We start from the raw sequence: 18,642 nt of genomic DNA on the forward strand, positions 1-18,642 counted from the left end.
AATACCGACTATGTTTTTTGAAAAATACCAATTCGAGCTCATCACCACAGGATTTTTTCTATTGTTTTTGTTACTGGTACGATGGATTCTAGTGATGCTGATCACAAAGATTTCTCGTAAACAAGGCATCAATTTGGCACGTATCCATTTGATGAATCGCTACGTATCAGTGACCTTACTCATTATCGGATTGCTGATTGTACCTTTTATTTTTGGTACACACGTTAAGGATTTGGCGCTCGTCTTCTCCTCTATTTTTGCGGTCATTGGTATCGGTTTGTTCGCCATTTGGTCTATTTTGAGCAATATTACTTCTGGGATTATTATGTTCTTTTCATTTCCTTATAAGGTGGGTGACAAGATTCAGATTCACGATAAAGATTTTCCTTTGGAAGGCATCATCGAAGATATTCGTGCGTTTCAATTGCATTTAAGATTAGACAATGGCGATTTGGTCACCTATCCCAACAATTTGATACTTCAAAAGGCAGTTACTTTGGTTCAAAAAGATGCCATCGATGAACTCTTTGAAGATGGAACAGATTTGATTTAATCACGTTAAATAAACATTAAAACCAGCCTTTGCGCTGGTTTCTTTTTTATATTTGGCACTAATGCCAATTGAAACTGATTATGTCCAAACGTTACTCGTTGCTGTTACTTATTGTATTCCTTTGTTTTTCCATCCAAGCGCAACAGCCGAAAAAACCAACCTCCTCTGAAATTTATGAATCCATCGAAAAGCTCAATTTTCTTGGGTCTGTTTTATATGTTGCGGCACATCCTGATGATGAAAATACGCGTCTGATTTCTTTTATGGCGAATGACCTTAAGGCTAGGACGGCTTATCTTTCATTGACGCGAGGTGATGGTGGACAAAACCTAATTGGTTCAGAGTTGCGTGAGCTTTTGGGCGTTATTCGTACACAGGAATTATTGGCAGCTCGCCGAATTGATGGTGGCGAACAGATGTTTACAAGAGCGAATGATTTTGGCTATTCAAAACATCCTGATGAAACCTTTGACATTTGGAATAAAGATGAAGTTTTAAATGATGTGATTTGGGCAATTCGAAAGTTTCAACCAGATGTCATCATCAATCGTTTTGACCATAGAAGTCCAGGTTCTACGCACGGCCATCACACTGGCTCGGCAATGTTGAGCGTGGAGGCGTTTGATTTGGCAAATGATAAAAATAGCTATCCTGAACAACTCAAATACGTTTCTACTTGGCAACCAAAACGTCAATTTTTCAATACATCTTGGTGGTTTTATGGCAGTCAGGAGAATTTTGACAAAGCCGATAAAACGAATTTGTTAAGCTTGGAAGTTGGCAGCTACTTCACTTCTTTGGGTCTGTCAAATAGCGAGATTGCCGCATTAAGTCGAAGTGAGCATAAGTCGCAAGGCTTTGGAAATACGGGAAGTCGTGGAAGCGAAATGGAATATCTCGAATTGATCAATGGCAATCTGCCAAAAGATAAATCCAACTTGTTCGACGGTATCGATACGTCGTGGAATCGTGTGAAAGGCGGCAAAGCTATTGGTGATATTCTGAAGAAAGTTCAAGAGAATTATGATTTCAAAAATCCTTCGGCATCAATTCCTGAATTGATGAAAGCCTACCAACTGATTTCAAAATTGGAAAATCAGCATTGGAAAACCGTCAAACTGGAAGATATTAAAAATGTCATTGCTGCGTGCGCCGGACTTTACCTAGAAGCGGCTGCCGATTCCAACACTGCCACGCCAAACAGCAATGTAGCTCTAAAATTGGAGGCTATCAACAGAAGTCCGCAGAATATGAAGCTCAATTCCGTGAGTTTATCTGACGGAAATACTATTCAAAAATCCATCGAATTGAAACAAAACGATTCGCAGCGCTTTGACGCAGAATTTAATGTTGCAGCAAGTACTGCTGTATCCACTCCGTATTGGCTCAATGAAAAAGGAACACTTGGAATGTACAACGTGAAGGACCAAATGCTCATCGGTTTACCGGAAACACCGCATCTTACAACGGCAACCTTCAATTTGACCATTGCTGGACAAACCATCAGTTACTCAAAACCTATCATTTACAAAACCAACGACCCTGTAAAGGGCGAAGTTTACAAACCATTCGAAATTATTCCAGAAGTATCGGCTAAAGTTGCTGAAAAGGTCATCATTTTTGAAACCGATAAACAAAAAGATACCCCTGTGCTGGTGAAGGCTGGAAAAGACAACTTGGAAGGCTATGTTCAAATGGCGTATCCTAATGGTTGGAAAGTTTATCCTGATAAACAGAAGATCGAAATCAAGAACAAAGGCGAGGAACAAACCTTAATCTTCACCGTCATTCCTCCGAAAGAACAAAGCGAAGGCCTTTTGACGCCAATGGTTCACATAGGAGAGAACGTTTATACCAAAGAATTAGTCGAGATTGATTACGACCACATTCCATTGCAAACAGTATTGCTTCCTAGTGAAAGCAAAATTGTGCGATTGGACATCAAAAAACGTGGCGAAAACATTGCCTACATTGAAGGTGCTGGCGATGTGGTTCCTGAAAGTTTGAGACAAATCGGTTATAACGTTGCCATCATCAAACCTGAAAACATTTCGCAGGAAACATTGAGTCATTTCGATGCGGTTGTCGTAGGTATTAGAGCTTATAATACGGTGGATGCGCTTAAATTCAAACAGCAAGCATTGTATGACTTTGTAGAGCAAGGCGGCAACTTAATTGTGCAATACAATACCAGTCGTGGATTGATTATGAATGATCTTGCGCCTTATGAATTGGAACTCTCTCGAGACCGTGTCACCGACGAGAATGCCGAAGTGCGTTTCTTAAATCCTGAACACGAATTATTGAATTTCCCAAACAAAATTACACCAAAGGATTTTGAAGGCTGGACACAGGAACGCGGATTGTATTTCCCTGACAAATGGGGCAGAGAGTTCACACCATTATTATCTATCAATGATAAGGGAGAATCACCTAAAGAAGGTAGTTTGCTGGTTGCCAAATACGGTAAAGGGCATTATATCTACACAGGTTTGAGCTTCTTTAGGGAATTTCCTGAAGGTGTTTCTGGAGCCTATCGTTTGTTTGCCAATATGCTTTCCATTGGGAAAGAAAACATAAAAACGGATAAAAAACTCAACGATTGATATGAGCAACCATATCCCAGAACGGCAACCTTGGCTTAAGCTTTACACGTTAGTGCTGGTGGCAAATGTGCTGTACATCCTCTTGTTTTACATCATTATGAAATCCTTCTAAACTATGCAAACTTTAGATTGGATTGTACTCATCGGCACGCTGTTGACCATCGTTATTTACGGTACGCTCAAAACCAGAGGTAGCAAGGATGTACAAGATTATGTGCGTGGTGGCAACAGTTCTAAATGGTGGACGATTGGACTTTCGGTAATGGCGACACAAGCCAGCGCGATTACCTTTCTATCCACACCAGGACAGGCGTTTCACGATGGAATGGGCTTTGTGCAGTTCTATTTTGGGGTGCCTCTTTCCATGATTATCATCTGTATGGTGTTTATTCCTATTTATCATCGGTTGAAGGTGTACACGGCTTATGAATTTCTTGAAAATCGTTTTGATTTAAAGACCCGAAGTCTTACAGCCATCTTGTTTTTGATACAGCGTGGACTGGCTGCTGGTATTACCATTTATGCACCTGCCATTATCTTGTCGGCGGTTTTGGATTGGAACCTCAACTATCTCAACATCATCATTGGTATTCTGGTCATAATTTACACCGTTTCGGGTGGTACGAAGGCGGTGAGTATCACACAGAAACATCAAATGGCGGTCATTTTTGCTGGTATGTTTGTGGCGTTCTTTTTAATCATCAGTTACTTGCCTGCCGATATTACCTTTACCAAAGCACTGGATATTGCAGGCGCGAGTGGTAAGATGGACATTCTTAATTTTGAGTTCAATCTTGAAAACAGATATACGGTGTGGACCGGTTTGATAGGTGGGACGTTTTTGGCACTTTCCTACTTCGGGACCGATCAAAGCCAAGTGCAGCGCTACCTTTCTGGCAAGTCGATGAAGGAAATGCAAATGGGTCTTATTTTTAATGGACTGCTCAAAGTACCTATGCAATTCTTTATTCTGCTGGTGGGCGTGATGGTTTTTGTTTTTTATCAATTCAATGCCTCACCCATCAACTTTAATCCTGCGACGGATAATGTCGTTTTGTATTCATCCTGTATTGATGACTACAGAATGCTTCAGGCGGAGCAACAACAGATTTTCGATGAGAAACAAGTGATCGTTCAGCAATATTCAAACTCAAATCCTTCTAAAGAAAACATCAAAGCGCTACAAAAAATCAACCAAAAAGACAAAGCCAACCGCGAAGCAGCGCGAATCGTCATAGATGAAGCGGCAAAGGAGTTTGACACCAAAATAGAAACCAACGATAAAGATTATGTGTTCATTCATTTTATATTGAACAACTTGCCACGCGGGTTGATTGGCCTTCTCCTTGCCGTGATTTTGAGCGCTGCTATGTCTAGTACTGCCAGCGAACTGAATGCGCTTGCCTCAACCACCTCTTTGGACATCTACAAACGCAACTTTGCAGAGGGCAAGGAGGATGCACATTACGTCCGTGCCACAAAGTGGTTTACCTTCGGTTGGGGCATTCTCGCCATCATCATTGCGTGCGTGGCGTATCTGGCGGATAATTTGATTCAATTGGTAAACATCATCGGGTCTATCTTTTATGGAAACGTCCTCGGAATATTTCTTCTTGCTTTTTTCTTTAAGGCCATCAAAGGCAATGCCGTGTTCATTGCTGCATTAATTACACAAACCATCGTTGTCATTGGTTGGTGGTTCGATTGGATGCCGTATCTTTGGTTAAACTTATTCGGGTGCGCTTTAGTGATGACGATTGCGTTCCTTATCCAAATTAGCATGACTTGCAATGAAAGAACAGTCTCTTAAACCTGTACAGTGGGGCATTATCGGACTTGGCAAGATTGCCAAAAAGTTTGCTGCTGACGTTCGTAAAACTAAGGGCGCCAAACTTTACGCAGTGGCGTCGCGCGATTTTGAAAAGGCGGAGTCCTTCGCTAGTGAATTCGGGGCGCATTTGAGTTTCGACTCGTATGAAAATCTCTTGAAAAATTCAAAAGTAGAAGCGGTGTACATTGCTACGCCTCATAGCCTTCACTTCAAACATACAATGTTGGCATTACAATATGGCAAGGCCGTACTTTGCGAAAAGCCCTTTGCAATGAACTCTCAAGAGGTAGCAACCATGATTGCGACCGCCAGAGAACAGAACATTCTTCTTATGGAAGCCTTGTGGACTTACTTTTTGCCGCACTATCAGTTTGCCTTGCAGCAATTGCAATCGCAACATTTTGGAAAGATCACGAAGCTTGAGGCGGATTTCGGTTTTGCGCCATTGATCGACTTTCGCTCGCGCGTGTTTAAGAAAGATTTAGGTGGTGGTAGCCTTCTCGACATCGGTATCTACCCTATTTTTGCGGCGTTGAGTACGCTCGGTAAGCCCATTGATATCGATGCCAAGGCATACTTTCTTGAGAATGGCGTAGACGAAAGCTGCGAGATGGTGTTTAATTATGATGATGGTGTCAAGGCATTCCTCAAAAGTACTTTGGTGGAAAAAACTCCGACAGAAGCGATTTTCACTTGCGAAAAAGGCATCGTTAAAATCAATTCGAGGTTTCACGAACCTTCAAGTGTGACCTTGATGGAGAACGGTAAGGAAGAAACCTTTACGTTTGACACCAAAACCATCGGCTACAGCTATGAGATTGAACATTTTAATGAGTTGTTTCGCAATGGCATCACTGAAAGCCCTGTGATGACACATCAAATGAGCAAAGACCTAATAGAACTGTTGGACAAAGTGCGCCAACTCATTGGCTTAGATTACAGCACTACCCGATAAGAACTCGTATTTACTGCGCTGCAGGTTTACTGCGCTGACCACGCTCCTCTTTGAGCGATTTTAGAATGGCCTTCATTTCGTCTTTATACTTATCCTGGCGGTCGCTTAAGGTCCAAACAATTACCTGATACCACGTATCAGCCCCTTCATAAATGCCGTACTCATAATAAATATCTACGCCATCAATAGTGCCGTCGATGGTGGAAAAACGCGCTGGCATACCATTCACATTATCTTCCACAAAATCCGTTTGGGTAGCATTGATAAGGCTTTCATACAGCCCATCGCCTATCAGGTCGGTGTAGCCATCCAAGTCGATGTCGTAATAGTCTGCAAGTTCATTAAACTCCATAAGTTCTTGTAGCTCGGCCTTGGATTCGTCGATGACGATGACGTAAAACTCCTTAAAAATATGCTGATACTGCAAGGAGGCATCCTCATGCAGGTCGCTGCCTTCCGACAGAAAGGCGGGAATGGTAAGGCTGTAAAGATTATCAACGGTAACAGTCTGTACGCCCTCTTCGGAGGCACAAGAAACGAACAACAGCGCAAGGCTGAACACTAGAACTCTGTAGATGTGTGTCATGTAGGCTTTTTAAATATGGGCTTTAGTGCCCTTCGTTGAGCAAAATACGAAATAATTGCAAAGCCGCAACCCCATTTTTTTGTTTCATTTGACATACATATCATTACCAACTAGAAAAATCACAAATCAACCCATTTTATAAACAACTGATAATAAAGTAATTATTTCACTCCGAAGCATTGTGACAACACTCCGAAGCATCCCGACAACACTCCGACGCGTTTTGCCAACACGCCGAGGCATCACCGCTAAAATCGGTAGCCTTACCGCAGGATGCGGAAGGGTAAACTTTAAATTAAAAATTTGTTGAAAAAGTCTCTGCGAGAAGCGCAGCAAACCGGTAAAGCAAGTTGCGGTTATACACCCACCGTTTAGATTCCCACCATTTGATGTCTTGCTTTAATGTTTCTAGGGTCATATATCAAAACTAGCATAATTTATATGCAATCAATCACAAACATCAATCGAAACATTGCCTTTTTTTCTTCCTGTATCGACGTACTCGTGGGCTGCAACAATCTCCGCAAGCGGAAAGCTTTGATCTATATAAGGTGTTAGTTTACCTTGTTCGGCTAGTTCTTTCAAGGCATCTAGATGCTCTTGTGTAGGGCTGGTCATTGTTGCAATAGTCACAAACTGCCCGTTTGGTTTCAATACTTTTTTGGCTGCGGACTTCGATGTTTTCCCTACAGCGTCAAATACTAGATCAAACTTGTCATTGAGCAATGTATAATCTTCTTGGTGATAATCAATCGTTTTATCTGCACCAAATGATTCCACCATAGCACTATTCGCACCACTGCACACCGCCACAACGGTGGCGCCCTTTGCTTTCGCAATCTGTACGGCATAACTACCCACACTACCCGACGCTCCGTAGACTAGCACATTTTGTCCCGCACTTAAGTTGCCTTTATTGAGCAAAAACAATGCGGTCATCCCTCCTACCGGTATGGCAGCAGCTTCTTTGAGACTTAAATTTTTTGGCTTATGGGACAATGCTCCCTTTTTTCTGTCCTGTGGAATGCAGAGATATTCCGTATAGGTGCCAGTTTTGAGACCTGTAGGCGTACCGAAAACCTCATCGCCAACTTTATACTTGACAACGTCCTTCCCTACAGCTTCCACAATGCCTGAAAATTCGTGACCAAGAATGGTCTTTTTTGGTTTGAACAGACCAAACATCAGTCTGGCAAGCAGCCAAACCCCAGCAGGAAAATCTGAACTGCGCAAGCGTACATCACCCGAAGTAACGGTTGTAGCGCATACTTTTACAAGAATTTCATCATCTTTTGGTTGAGGCTTTTTGATATCTACCAATGTCAATACACTTGGCGGACCATACTTGGTGTAAACAACTGCTTTCATCTAATTTAAAGTGTAGAACGGCATTGTGTGACCGTTAGTTAGGACTTTAAAGATAGTATTTTTAGTTTAAGGGCTTGGCGCAGTCTGTTTTAGGGTAATCAATATCTCATGTTTATCTATAAATTAAAATTGTTATTGACTTGTTTTTCGAATCCTAAAATTCACTACTTTCACTTTAACTAACTCCAACTACCATGAGCAACGATTTAGAAAATTATGACGAGCACCTTGAAGATAATTATGATGACTTTGAGGATGACGATTACGATGATGATGACTATGAATACATCACCTTCGGAACAGAGATGGGCAGAGATCTTGCCCCTAATGTAAAGCAGTTCCTTGCCGAGTATTATGGTGATAAAATGGCTGATCTCGATTCTGAAACCTATGTAGATATCGAAGAGATTATCAAGGATGCCTTTTTTTATGAATGCGATGGCATCCCAGATTTGCTGTACAACAACAGAACCATATCGCATCAGGAATTTGATGAATTCTATGAAAACTATAAGTATACACCAAAGTCCTTTGCATGGCCTGCCCGAAAAGAAGAATGGTTCGACAGAACATTTGGTGAAGAGGATGAGGAAGATGAACATAAAGAGTTTGAAACCTATCTAAAGGAAAGTGACCCAATTGATCTTAACGAACAAGAACAGGCCATCAAAAATATTATTGATGCTGCCGACAATATGCTAGATTGGCATTCAGGCTTTGCTGATTTTACCAAAAAAGGTTATGATAAACTATCACCAGAGATACAGCAATATATGGATAACCGAATTGCTCTAGACCTGGAAGTTTTAACTGCGGAAGGTTTTGTAAAACTTCAAGAAACCATTTTCTGGCTGATTACGGAAATGCTGGATAAATTGTATGGCACTATCGAGGCCGACCTTCGAGGTGATGAAGAAGAGGAAGAATAATAAAAAATCAAAAACACCTGATAACTATAAATTATCAGATGTTTTTTTGACTAACTAAATTAACTAATATTGAACAGTCACTCTTGCCATCCCATCAACTTGATAGCATAAACCTTCGTTACAGGCGGTTGATGTGCACCAACTGGCCATTACAAAGAATTTTTGTTCAGGAGTAATGCGCGTTACTGCCAACGAAACACCTACGTAATACCAATTGACATATTCCAAATTACCTTGAACGCCATTGATCATTTCAGTTCCGTAATCAGCAGAAAAAGTTCTTGAAGCATCTGCTGGATAGGTAGTGTCTTCGCCATCACGAGTTCTAGACAAATCATAAAATTCTACCGTATAACTTTCGGCATACGGATCCATGTCAAACTCAATACCATCAATATACATACAGGCAGCAATAGAACCTGATTCTGTTAAAGTATAACTACTACCATCGCGAACATGACCAATAGGCATAGTAAATTCTCTTGTGGAGCCAGCTACGGGAATATTTGTGGTAGTAAAACTCACCTCATTGCCATAGGCCGTCCCTCCAGAATTTGTAGCATAAGCTCTTAAATAATAAGCGGTGTCAGCGGACAAACCTGTTACATTACTGACGAATAACCCTGTACCAGAACCATCAACACTCACATTGTCATTGATAGTAGGATTCTGTGTTGTGCTCCAACACACACCTCTGGCGGTTACTTCTGCCCCACCTTGACTGCTGATATTTCCTCCAGCCACTGCTGTGGTGTTTGTGATATTACTAATGGCAACCGTAGTTAAAGTAGCTACTTGTACAGTGTCATCTTCAGAGGATGAGCAAGAATTTAAAATGATTCCCGATAGAAAAAGGATACTTAATACTTTTAAGCGTTTCATGAAGTTCGATTTTTGAGTTTATTTTTCAATACATCGAATGATGTTTGAAATGTCATCAAAAAATCATGGAAAAAATCTCCTTTTGATTAACTAGTGTTTAAATTTTATAAGAAAGCAAGAATATAAATGGCTTCCGTTAACTCGACAAGCGCTCTTTCAACTGATCGTACCAAACACTGCGTTCATTCACCACTAGGTCGTACTGCTTATCATTTTTAGTAACGATTCGTAAGCCATTGTCAATAAACTTGGCTGTTTTACGTTTTTGAACATCTGCGATGTCTTGATACGAAATAGCAGTCTGCCCACCTTGTACATTAAACTTATGGGATTTGAAGATAAGATGTGTATTGGTTAAAAAAAGCTTTCCTCCTACACCTTCAATACCACGAAATAAGTTGGCTGGTCCTTCTACTTCTACTTTTTCATCGTCGTCCAAATCTGGCGTGATATTCTGGCCTAATGTCCTGAAGACCTTCCCTCCTAATTTTTCATTCAAATAAGGAAACCCAATTCCGAAGAATAACCCGAAAAAAACAGCTTGAAATAGAATACCATTAGTAGAATACATTTCTCCGTCTGTACTATAATTCATCAACCATAATATCAGTCCATAAAATACTCCAGCGCATACAGCAAAAATCAATCGATATTGCCACTTCATCTTCACCATGTTATTCCCCAATTCCATAAAATCTATTTATAAAGTAAAAGTTCTTAATCAAAACTGTCTACTGCTTACTACCTACTACCTACTACCTACTACCCACTAAAAACTAATTCTTATCCTCCAACAAAGGCACAAACCTAAACTCCCCAAACTCGTGCTTTTCAAAATCCTTGAGGCCTGTTCTGATAAACAACGTCATCACTTGCACATCGTCTCCCACAGGAATCACCAATCGACCACCAATGTTGAGTTGGCTCATCAAAGGTTTTGGAACAAAAGGCGCACCAGCCGTCACAATAATACCATCAAAAGGGGCTTCCTCTTTTAAACCTTTATAACCATCACCAAAAATGAGTTTTTTTGCACGATAGCCCAACTTCGGTAGAAACTTGCTGGTAATCTTGAACAACTCTAATTGTCGTTCGATACTATACACCTTCGCTCCCAATTCGCAAAGTACTGCCGTTTGGTAACCACTGCCTGTACCAATTTCCAATATCTTTGATCCTTCCTTGACTTGCAACAATTCAGTTTGAAATGCCACAGTATAAGGTTGCGAAATGGTTTGATCGGCAGCAATGGGAAATGCCTTATCCACATAAGCGTGGTCCAAGAAACCGGAATCCATAAACAGATGTCGAGGTATCTTGCCAATGGCGTCCAAAACCTTTTGCTCCTTGATGCCTTTACCTTTAACGGTCTCAACGAGTTGTTGACGTAAACCCTTATGTTTAAATGTATCTTTCAAGCGGAATTGTGTTTGTGGCTAAATTAATTCAAACATTAGGAAGTTCAAAGTTTAATGCTCAAAGTTTAGCCGAATTTATAATTTCTGAAACTAAAATCTTATTTTTGTTCAAAACGTACAACATATGTTAAAAGCTGGTGTTCTTGGTGCTGGTCACCTTGGAAAAATTCATTTGAGATTGCTCAATCAATCTGAAAAATATGAATTGATTGGGTTTTATGATGCTGATGAAACAAGCGCTAAAAAGGTCGAGGCTGAATTCGGTTATAAATATTTTGATTCCATCGAAAAACTTATCGATGCCGTGGATGTTGTAGACATCGTAACACCTACACTGTCTCATTATGATTGTGCCAGACTCGCCATTACCAAAGGCAAGCATATTTTTATAGAGAAGCCAATTACCAACACGGTTGAAGAAGCTGAAACCATCCGAACGTTAGTTGCCGAGAACAGTGTCAAAGGACAGGTTGGTCACGTGGAACGTTTCAACCCAGCGTTTAAGGCTGTCAAAGACCAGATTCACAATCCGATGTTTATAGAAACCCATCGATTGGCAGAGTTCAACCCTCGTGGTACAGACGTGCCTGTGGTTTTGGATTTGATGATACACGATATTGATATCATCTTGAGCGTGGTAAACAGTAAAGTGAAACAGATTTCAGCTAGTGGTGTTGCAGTTATTAGCGACACACCAGATATTGCCAATGCACGTATCGAGTTCGTAAACGGCTGCGTTGCCAATTTGACGGCGAGCCGAATTTCCTTAAAGAATATGCGCAAAACACGATTTTTTCAGAAGGATGCTTATATTTCTGTAGATTTTCTTGAGAAGAAATGTGAAGTGGTCAAGATGAAGGATGCCCCTGTAAACCCTGGCGATTTTGATATGATTCTTCAAAATGCGGAAGGTATCAAAAAGCAAATCTATTTTGATAATCCTGATATTCCGAATAACAACGCTATTCTTGAAGAACTGGAAACCTTTGCAGATGCCATCAACAACAATACAAAACCAATTGTGACGCTTCACGATGGTACAGAAGCACTTCGTGTGGCGAATATGATTATTGACCAATTTTAGTCTTTAGATAATCATCGGTTGAATTATTTCAATCTATAAATACATTCGTGCATTCGTGGCAACTACTATTAAAAAACAAAAAAAAATAAATAAGATTTTCGCTTTCGCGGAAAAGACAAAAACAGATTTATGAAAAACATCGCAGTTATTGGAGCAGGAACTATGGGCAATGGTATTGCACATACGTTTGCTCAAAGCGGATTTAAAGTACAATTGATTGACATCAACGAAGCTTCTCTAAAAAGAGGTTTGGACACCATCACCAAAAATTTGGATAGAATGGTTTCCAAAGAAAGCATCACAGAAGCACAAAAACAGGAAACTTTATCGAACATTACCACCTTTACCGATATGACAGAAGGTGTGGAATATGCAAGTCTGGTGGTGGAAGCTGCCACAGAAAACATCGATTTGAAGTTGAAGATTTTTAAGCAATTGGATGAAGCTTGTTCTGAAGATACAATTTTGGCAACCAATACATCTTCAATATCAATTACACAAATCGCCGCAGCAACTTCTCGTCCAAAACAAGTCATAGGGATGCACTTTATGAATCCTGTGCCGATTATGAAATTGGTAGAAATCATCAGAGGTTACAGTACAAGTGATGAAGTGACCAAAACCATTATGGATTTGTCCAAAACCTTGAACAAAGTACCAGTTGAGGTCAATGATTATCCAGGATTTGTCGCTAACCGTATTTTGATGCCGATGCTTAATGAATCGATTGAAACGCTTTATAATGGTGTGGCAGGTGTTGAGGAAATCGATACGGTTATGAAATTGGGTATGGCACATCCTATGGGACCATTGCAATTGGCTGATTTTATTGGTTTAGATGTATGCCTTTCCATTTTGAATGTGATGTACGATGGCTTCAAAAATCCGAAATATGCACCTTGTCCATTGTTGGTTAATATGGTAAGAGCAGGAAAACTTGGCGTGAAATCCGGTGAAGGTTTCTACGATTATTTAGAAAGTAAAAAAGCGGAGAAAGTTGCGAAGCAGTTTTTGAAGTAAAAAGTCACAGTCACAGTTTTCAGCTTCCCACTGCGACTGAACACTGAACACTGAATACTGAAAAAGATGGCACAAATCATCCCTTTTAAAGCTGTAAGACCCACACGAGACAAGGTAAGTCTTGTGGCGGCTCGTTCGTATCAAAGTTATACGAAGGAGCAGTTGGAGTCGCGTTTAAGGGATAATCCGTTTTCTTTTTTGCACATTGTCAATCCTGGCTATAAATACGATAGAGAAATTTCTGGGGAGGCAAGATACAACTTGGTTCGAAACCGTTATCTCGAGTTCATTGAAGACGGCATTTTCATTCAAGATGAAAACCCCTGTTACTACGTCTATAAAATTGTAGACCGAGAAAAGCAGGAATTCAATGGTATTGTGGCTGCTACAAGTGCTGTTGATTATGAAAATGACGTTATCAAACGGCACGAAGACACCATTCAGCATCGAGAAATCATCTTTAAAGAGTATCTCAAAACGGTTGGTTTCAATGCCGAACCTGTACTCCTCACCTATCCTGACAATGATTTCATTGCAAGCATCATCAAAGACACTCAAAAGCATCGAGCAGAATTTGAATTCACTACCACTTATCGCGACACGCATTATCTCTGGAAAGTTGATGATAAAACATTGGTAGAAAACATACGCAATGAATTCGAGCAGATGAAAACTATTTACATTGCAGATGGTCATCATCGTACGGCGTCGTCCTATTTGTTGTATCGCGATTTAAAAGCCAACAATCCCAATCATAATGGTGATGAGCATTACAACTTTTTTATGAGTTACCTCATCCCAGAATCTGATTTGAGAATCCACGAATTCAATCGTGTTGTCAAAGATTTGAATGGCTTGACCAAGGAAGAGTTTTTGATTCATTTGGACACTTTATATCGCATTGAAAACAGAGGAAAGATGCCTTACAAACCATCGAAAAAGCATCACTTCAGTATGTATCTGGATGGTGAGTTTTACTCGCTCTATCTTCGGAAAACCAGCTACACCATTGAAACGTCCTTGGATGCATTGGATGCGCAAATTCTTTATAAGACTATTTTGCAACCTATTTTGGGCATTCAAGATTTACGCAATGACGATCGCATTTCGTACATCAATGGTAAAAAGGACATTGTCAATATGAAAGATAGTGTTGATAGTGGTTTTTATAAAGTTGGTTTTGGTATGGTTCCTGTGAACATTGATGAGATGAAACACATCGCGGATGACGGTTTAAAAATGCCTCCAAAAAGTACATTTATCGAACCAAAATTGCGCAGTGGAGTAACGATTTATGAGATTTAGAATGACAGAAATACAACAAAACCTTCAAGATATTTTAAACGCGCTTCCTGAAAAAGTCACATTGGTCGCAGTTTCAAAGACCAAACCCAATTCTGATATTATGGAAGCTTATAACGCTGGTCACAGAATATTTGGCGAGAACAAAATTCAGGAAATGGTCGAAAAGTATGAATCACTTCCCAAAGACATTCAATGGCATATGATTGGTCACGTGCAGCGCAACAAAGTCAAATATATGGCTGATTTTGTAAGTCTGATTCACGGAATTGATAGTTTTAAGTTGTTAAAAGAAGTAAACAAGCAGGCAAAAAACAGCAAAAGAATCATCAATTGTCTACTTCAGATAAAAATCGCCGAAGAAGATTCAAAATTTGGAATGACAGCAGATGAAGCAACAGAAATTTTGCAATCCAAAGAATTTTCAGAATTAAAAAACGTTTGCATTACTGGTGTGATGGGAATGGCCACATTTACAGACAATCAAGAGCAAATAAAAAAAGAATTTTCATTTTTAAAAGCTACTTTTGAAAAGCTCAAACAATTGAATAGTCCAAACTTTAAACCAGAAACCATTAGTATGGGAATGAGTGGCGATTATAATTTGGCAATTGAATGTGGAAGCACGATGATAAGAGTGGGAAGCAGTATTTTTGGAGAACGAAACTATCAGTGATTAATGATTAGTAATTTATGATTTTTGAACTTTGAACTTTGAATTTTAAACCTTAAACTTTAAACCCGAAATTCGGAACTTTAAACCAATAACAAGATTTACGCAATACTCGACATAGAAACTACTGGCGGAAAGTACAATGAAGAAGGTATAACTGAAATAGCAATCTATAAGTTTGATGGCCACAAAACTATCGACCAGTTTATAAGTCTTGTCAATCCGGAACGGGAAATCCAACCCTTTGTAGTTAATCTTACTGGAATCAACAATAATATGCTTCGTACGGCTCCCAAGTTTTACGAAGTGGCAAAACGAATAGTTGAAATCACTGAAGATTGTATTATTGTGGCCCATAATTCTGAATTTGATTATCGCATACTTCGAACGGAATTCAGCAGACTTGGTTTCGATTTTAAGCGCAAAACGCTTTGTACGGTAGATTTGGCCAAAGTACTGATACCAGATCAACCTTCCTACAGTCTTGGAAAACTTACTCGTGCTTTGGGAATACCAGTGAGTGACAGGCACAGGGCCTCTGGTGATGCGATGGCGACGGTGAAATTGTTCAAGATGCTATTGGCAAAGGATGACAAAAAGACGATTATTTCAGATGCCGTAAAATGCGAGCCAATGTTCAAAATGGAAACCAACCTGAAGAATATTATTGACGGGCTCCCTACAACCACTGGCGTATATTATATACACAATGCTCAAGGTGATGTTATTTACATTGGCAAGAGCAAAAACATCAGAAACCGAATCAATCAGCACTTTACAAATACCAGCAACAAATCAAAGAAAATTCAGGTCCAAGTGGCTGCTGTCACTTATGAATCTACAGGGAGTGAATTGGTAGCAATGCTGAAGGAAAATGATGAAATCAAAAAAATTAAGCCAGTACTCAATCGTGGTCTGAAACGAAACGGTTTTACTTACGCTCTTTATAGTTTTGTAGACGATAAAGGTTATATCAATCTGAAAATTGATGCAGCGGATGGGCGAAAAAAATCTATTACTACGTTCGCGAATAAACAAAGTGCCAAGAGCTTTTTATCTAATGTAATTGACAAATTTCAACTTTGTCAAAAGCTTTCGGGTCTCTACAACACAAAAAGCAGTTGCTTCAAATATGACATCAATGAATGTTTTGGCGCGTGCATCGAAAAAGAATCGCCAGAAGATTATAACCAAAGAGTACAAGAACTCATCGATAACAACAGTTTCGAAGCTAAAAACATCGCTATCATCGATAGAGGTCGTGAGATTGATGAGCGCAGTGTTCTTCTAATAGAAAATGGAGTTTTTAAAGGTTTGGGATTTTATAACCTCAACTATCAAATCAACAATCTGAAGGTTTTGGAAACCATCATTACTCCGATGGAAAACAACCGCGACACCCAACATATTATCCAAACTTATTTAAGAAAAAATAAGAATATTAAAATTGTGCACCTAAACAAATGAAATACTTTCTTCTAATTGTCCTGCTTCAACTTTCTATCAAGAGTCAATCTCAAAATGAATTTAATTCACTAGATATGTCTGTAACGAAATCGGATTTAGAGATTAATACCTTTAGTAAAGATTCTACAGCCAATGCCATCATGTTATTTGAGAGCGGTAAAAGTTATTTGGATAAAAACAATTTCATGTTAAAAACTGAAGTCAGCAAAAAACTTAAAATACTTAACCGACAGGGTTTTGGAAAAGCAGAAATCAACATTTACCTCTATAAAAATGGCAGTAAGAAGGAAAAAATTTCAAATATATCGGCCACAACCTACAATCTTGAAAACAATTCAGTCACCAAATCTCAACTGGATTTAAAACAAGTATTTGAGGAAAAGTACAATGATAATTATACCATCATAAAGTTTACATTTCCCAATCTTAAGGAAAATTCAGTTATAACCTATAGCTATACTTTAGAATCTCCGTTCATGTATAAATACAAAGACTGGTATTTTCAGGATGACATTCCAAAACTTTACAGCGAATATAGAGCAAGCATTCCTGCAAATTATGATTACCATATCAAGCTAGTGGGTTTTCTCAAATTAGATGTCAACGATGCCAGAATCGAAAATAATTGTTTAGAGATCGGTAACGGGGCTTCTGCAGGGTGTGTGAATTACACCTATGCTATGAAAGATATTCCTGCTTTTGTTGAGGAAGACTTTATGACTACAAAGTTAAATTACCTGGCAAGGGTAGAGTATGAATTGAAGACTTTTAAGGGATTTGATGGAAGTGTGAACCACTACACCAAATCGTGGAAGACAGTCGATTCCGAATTAAAGACCGATAAAAATATTGGAAGGCAATTGAGCAGAAATGGAATTGTGAAAGACTTATTGGATGCGTCTATAGTTAATGAACCTGATCCTTTAAATAAAGCAAGAGCTATTTACAGTTTTGTTCAGAAGACTTATACTTGGAACAATAAATACGATATCTTTAATGATGTGTCAGTTAACAACCTAATCGACACAAAATCTGGCAACGTCTCTGAAATAAATATGCTGTTGCACAATCTTTTGGATGAAAATGGTTTTGACGTTAAACCTGTTTTATTATCTACACGAAATAATGGTTTTGTCACAAAAGTTTATCCTGTTCTTTCCGATTTCAATTATTTAATTGTTCAGGCCACAATTGATGGTAATTCCTATTTGTTAGACGCTACAGATGACTACTTATCATTCGGTGAACTTCCTCCCAGATGTCTTAACCAAGATGGTAGATTATTGGATTTTAGAAATGGAAGTTCTTGGATAGACATTAAACTTGAAAATACGTATTCTGTGATGTATCGAAGTGATTTAAGCCTGAATATAGATGGAATACTAAAGGGGAATGTAGAGAAAAAATCAACTGGTTATCAAGCATTACCTTTAAAGAAGGCTTATTTTGAAAACAAACAAGCATACATCGAAGGATTGAACGATAAAACTGAAGACCTATCAATTATGGATTATTTCACATCCATTGAAGACAAGACTGATTTTGAATTTAAAGAGAACTTTACTATACAACAAAAAATGGAATTTATAGGTGACAACATATATTTGAATCCTTTTATCTTTAAATTCTTCGCAGAAAATGTTTTCAAGCTTCAAGAACGCACCTATCCTATCGATTTTGGTTATAAAGACTCATATACCTTTGCAATGAAGTTAACTATTGATGAAGGCTTAGAGGTTTTAGATCAACCAAAAGAATCAACCTTAAAGCTTCCAAATAACAAAGGGAGCATTATTTTTACTAGCAAAATTGAAAACAACGTGATGCTTCTATATTTTAAGTTAGCATTTAATGATTCTTTGTACAACCCAGAATATTATTCCTCAATTAAAGAATTTATGGGGAATGCAGTAGATATTCAAAATAATTCACTTTTAGTACTAAAGAAGAAATAAACAATCTTTTTAG

The 18,642-nt window shown here is 39.0% G+C and carries 16 protein-coding genes; 11 read left to right on the forward strand and 5 right to left on the reverse strand.

Going from position 1 to position 18,642, the window contains the following annotated elements; translation table 11 throughout:
* Nucleotides 1-10 precede the first annotated feature (10 nt).
* The 4 genes from M0G43_RS09500 to M0G43_RS09515 all read left to right on the forward strand — a co-directional run bounded on the left by M0G43_RS09500 (nucleotide 11) and on the right by M0G43_RS09515 (nucleotide 5,945).
* Entirely contained in the window at nucleotides 11-553 is a 543-nt protein-coding gene (locus tag M0G43_RS09500) for a mechanosensitive ion channel domain-containing protein (RefSeq protein WP_248025452.1), read from the forward strand.
* 80 nt (nucleotides 554-633) lie between these two features.
* On the forward strand, nucleotides 634-3,159 hold the full coding sequence (locus tag M0G43_RS09505; protein ID WP_248025454.1) for a PIG-L family deacetylase: 2,526 nt from the start codon (nucleotides 634-636) through the stop codon (nucleotides 3,157-3,159).
* Nucleotides 3,160-3,274: 115 nt separating this feature from the next.
* Entirely contained in the window at nucleotides 3,275-4,969 is a 1,695-nt protein-coding gene (locus tag M0G43_RS09510; RefSeq protein ID WP_248025456.1) for a sodium:solute symporter, read from the forward strand.
* A complete protein-coding gene (locus tag M0G43_RS09515; RefSeq protein ID WP_248025459.1) occupies nucleotides 4,950-5,945 on the forward strand; it encodes a Gfo/Idh/MocA family protein in 996 nt (331 codons plus the stop codon). Before M0G43_RS09510 ends, M0G43_RS09515 begins: the two co-directional genes overlap by 20 nt.
* Before the next feature lie 10 nt (nucleotides 5,946-5,955).
* Here M0G43_RS09515 and M0G43_RS09520 read toward each other — a convergent pair whose 3' ends face one another.
* Entirely contained in the window at nucleotides 5,956-6,372 is a 417-nt protein-coding gene (locus M0G43_RS09520) for a hypothetical protein (RefSeq protein WP_248025460.1), read from the reverse strand.
* Between the two features lie 606 nt (nucleotides 6,373-6,978).
* The gene (locus tag M0G43_RS09525; RefSeq protein ID WP_248025461.1) at nucleotides 6,979-7,899 is read right to left on the reverse strand and encodes an NAD(P)-dependent alcohol dehydrogenase; all 921 of its coding nucleotides are present in this window, start codon (nucleotides 7,897-7,899) and stop codon (nucleotides 6,979-6,981) included.
* 194 nt (nucleotides 7,900-8,093) lie between these two features.
* Here M0G43_RS09525 and M0G43_RS09530 point away from each other — a divergent pair, with 194 nt between their 5' ends.
* Complete coding sequence (locus M0G43_RS09530) at nucleotides 8,094-8,828, forward strand: hypothetical protein (protein WP_248025462.1); 735 nt, start codon at nucleotides 8,094-8,096, stop codon at nucleotides 8,826-8,828.
* A 63-nt stretch (nucleotides 8,829-8,891) separates the two neighbouring features.
* Here the strand turns inward: M0G43_RS09530 and M0G43_RS09535 are convergent, their stop codons facing one another.
* The 3 genes from M0G43_RS09535 to M0G43_RS09545 form a co-directional block, all read right to left on the reverse strand.
* The gene (locus tag M0G43_RS09535; protein WP_248025463.1) at nucleotides 8,892-9,710 is read right to left on the reverse strand and encodes a hypothetical protein; all 819 of its coding nucleotides are present in this window, start codon (nucleotides 9,708-9,710) and stop codon (nucleotides 8,892-8,894) included.
* A gap of 136 nt (nucleotides 9,711-9,846) precedes the next feature.
* Nucleotides 9,847-10,374, reverse strand: a complete 528-nt coding sequence (locus M0G43_RS09540) for a GRAM domain-containing protein (protein ID WP_248025472.1) — start codon at nucleotides 10,372-10,374, stop codon at nucleotides 9,847-9,849.
* A gap of 112 nt (nucleotides 10,375-10,486) precedes the next feature.
* Nucleotides 10,487-11,128 carry a protein-L-isoaspartate(D-aspartate) O-methyltransferase gene (locus M0G43_RS09545; RefSeq protein ID WP_248025479.1) on the reverse strand — a complete coding sequence of 214 codons (642 nt, stop codon included), beginning with the start codon at nucleotides 11,126-11,128 and terminating at the stop codon, nucleotides 10,487-10,489.
* Between the two features lie 124 nt (nucleotides 11,129-11,252).
* Here M0G43_RS09545 and M0G43_RS09550 point away from each other — a divergent pair, with 124 nt between their 5' ends.
* From M0G43_RS09550 to M0G43_RS09575, 6 genes are all read left to right on the forward strand, one after another.
* On the forward strand, nucleotides 11,253-12,212 hold the full coding sequence (locus M0G43_RS09550) for a Gfo/Idh/MocA family protein (protein ID WP_248025480.1): 960 nt from the start codon (nucleotides 11,253-11,255) through the stop codon (nucleotides 12,210-12,212).
* Between the two features lie 129 nt (nucleotides 12,213-12,341).
* On the forward strand, nucleotides 12,342-13,232 hold the full coding sequence (locus M0G43_RS09555) for a 3-hydroxyacyl-CoA dehydrogenase family protein (protein WP_248025481.1): 891 nt from the start codon (nucleotides 12,342-12,344) through the stop codon (nucleotides 13,230-13,232).
* Between the two features lie 66 nt (nucleotides 13,233-13,298).
* Complete coding sequence (locus tag M0G43_RS09560; RefSeq protein ID WP_248025484.1) at nucleotides 13,299-14,537, forward strand: DUF1015 domain-containing protein; 1,239 nt, start codon at nucleotides 13,299-13,301, stop codon at nucleotides 14,535-14,537.
* Nucleotide 14,538: 1 nt separating this feature from the next.
* Entirely contained in the window at nucleotides 14,539-15,210 is a 672-nt protein-coding gene (locus tag M0G43_RS09565; RefSeq protein WP_248025492.1) for a YggS family pyridoxal phosphate-dependent enzyme, read from the forward strand.
* A 96-nt stretch (nucleotides 15,211-15,306) separates the two neighbouring features.
* Nucleotides 15,307-16,674, forward strand: a complete 1,368-nt coding sequence (locus tag M0G43_RS09570; RefSeq protein ID WP_248025660.1) for an exonuclease domain-containing protein — start codon at nucleotides 15,307-15,309, stop codon at nucleotides 16,672-16,674.
* Complete coding sequence (locus M0G43_RS09575; RefSeq protein ID WP_248025493.1) at nucleotides 16,671-18,629, forward strand: DUF3857 domain-containing protein; 1,959 nt, start codon at nucleotides 16,671-16,673, stop codon at nucleotides 18,627-18,629. Before M0G43_RS09570 ends, M0G43_RS09575 begins: the two co-directional genes overlap by 4 nt.
* Nucleotides 18,630-18,642: the final 13 nt, after the last annotated feature.

The organism is Subsaxibacter sp. CAU 1640 (assembly GCF_023156585.1).
In the GTDB taxonomy this organism is placed as follows: Bacteria; Bacteroidota; Bacteroidia; order Flavobacteriales; family Flavobacteriaceae; genus JBPOFM01.

Coding starts and splice junctions, on each gene's coding strand:
- M0G43_RS09500 (WP_248025452.1), top strand. CDS start 11: ATGTTTTTTGAAAAATACCAATTCGAGCTCATCACCACAGGATTTTTT.
- M0G43_RS09505 (WP_248025454.1), top strand. CDS start 634: ATGTCCAAACGTTACTCGTTGCTGTTACTTATTGTATTCCTTTGTTTT.
- M0G43_RS09510 (WP_248025456.1), top strand. CDS start 3,275: ATGCAAACTTTAGATTGGATTGTACTCATCGGCACGCTGTTGACCATC.
- M0G43_RS09515 (WP_248025459.1), top strand. CDS start 4,950: ATGAAAGAACAGTCTCTTAAACCTGTACAGTGGGGCATTATCGGACTT.
- M0G43_RS09525 (WP_248025461.1), bottom strand. CDS start 7,899: ATGAAAGCAGTTGTTTACACCAAGTATGGTCCGCCAAGTGTATTGACA.
- M0G43_RS09530 (WP_248025462.1), top strand. CDS start 8,094: ATGAGCAACGATTTAGAAAATTATGACGAGCACCTTGAAGATAATTAT.
- M0G43_RS09535 (WP_248025463.1), bottom strand. CDS start 9,710: ATGAAACGCTTAAAAGTATTAAGTATCCTTTTTCTATCGGGAATCATT.
- M0G43_RS09540 (WP_248025472.1), bottom strand. CDS start 10,374: ATGAAGTGGCAATATCGATTGATTTTTGCTGTATGCGCTGGAGTATTT.
- M0G43_RS09550 (WP_248025480.1), top strand. CDS start 11,253: ATGTTAAAAGCTGGTGTTCTTGGTGCTGGTCACCTTGGAAAAATTCAT.
- M0G43_RS09555 (WP_248025481.1), top strand. CDS start 12,342: ATGAAAAACATCGCAGTTATTGGAGCAGGAACTATGGGCAATGGTATT.
- M0G43_RS09560 (WP_248025484.1), top strand. CDS start 13,299: ATGGCACAAATCATCCCTTTTAAAGCTGTAAGACCCACACGAGACAAG.
- M0G43_RS09565 (WP_248025492.1), top strand. CDS start 14,539: ATGACAGAAATACAACAAAACCTTCAAGATATTTTAAACGCGCTTCCT.
- M0G43_RS09575 (WP_248025493.1), top strand. CDS start 16,671: ATGAAATACTTTCTTCTAATTGTCCTGCTTCAACTTTCTATCAAGAGT.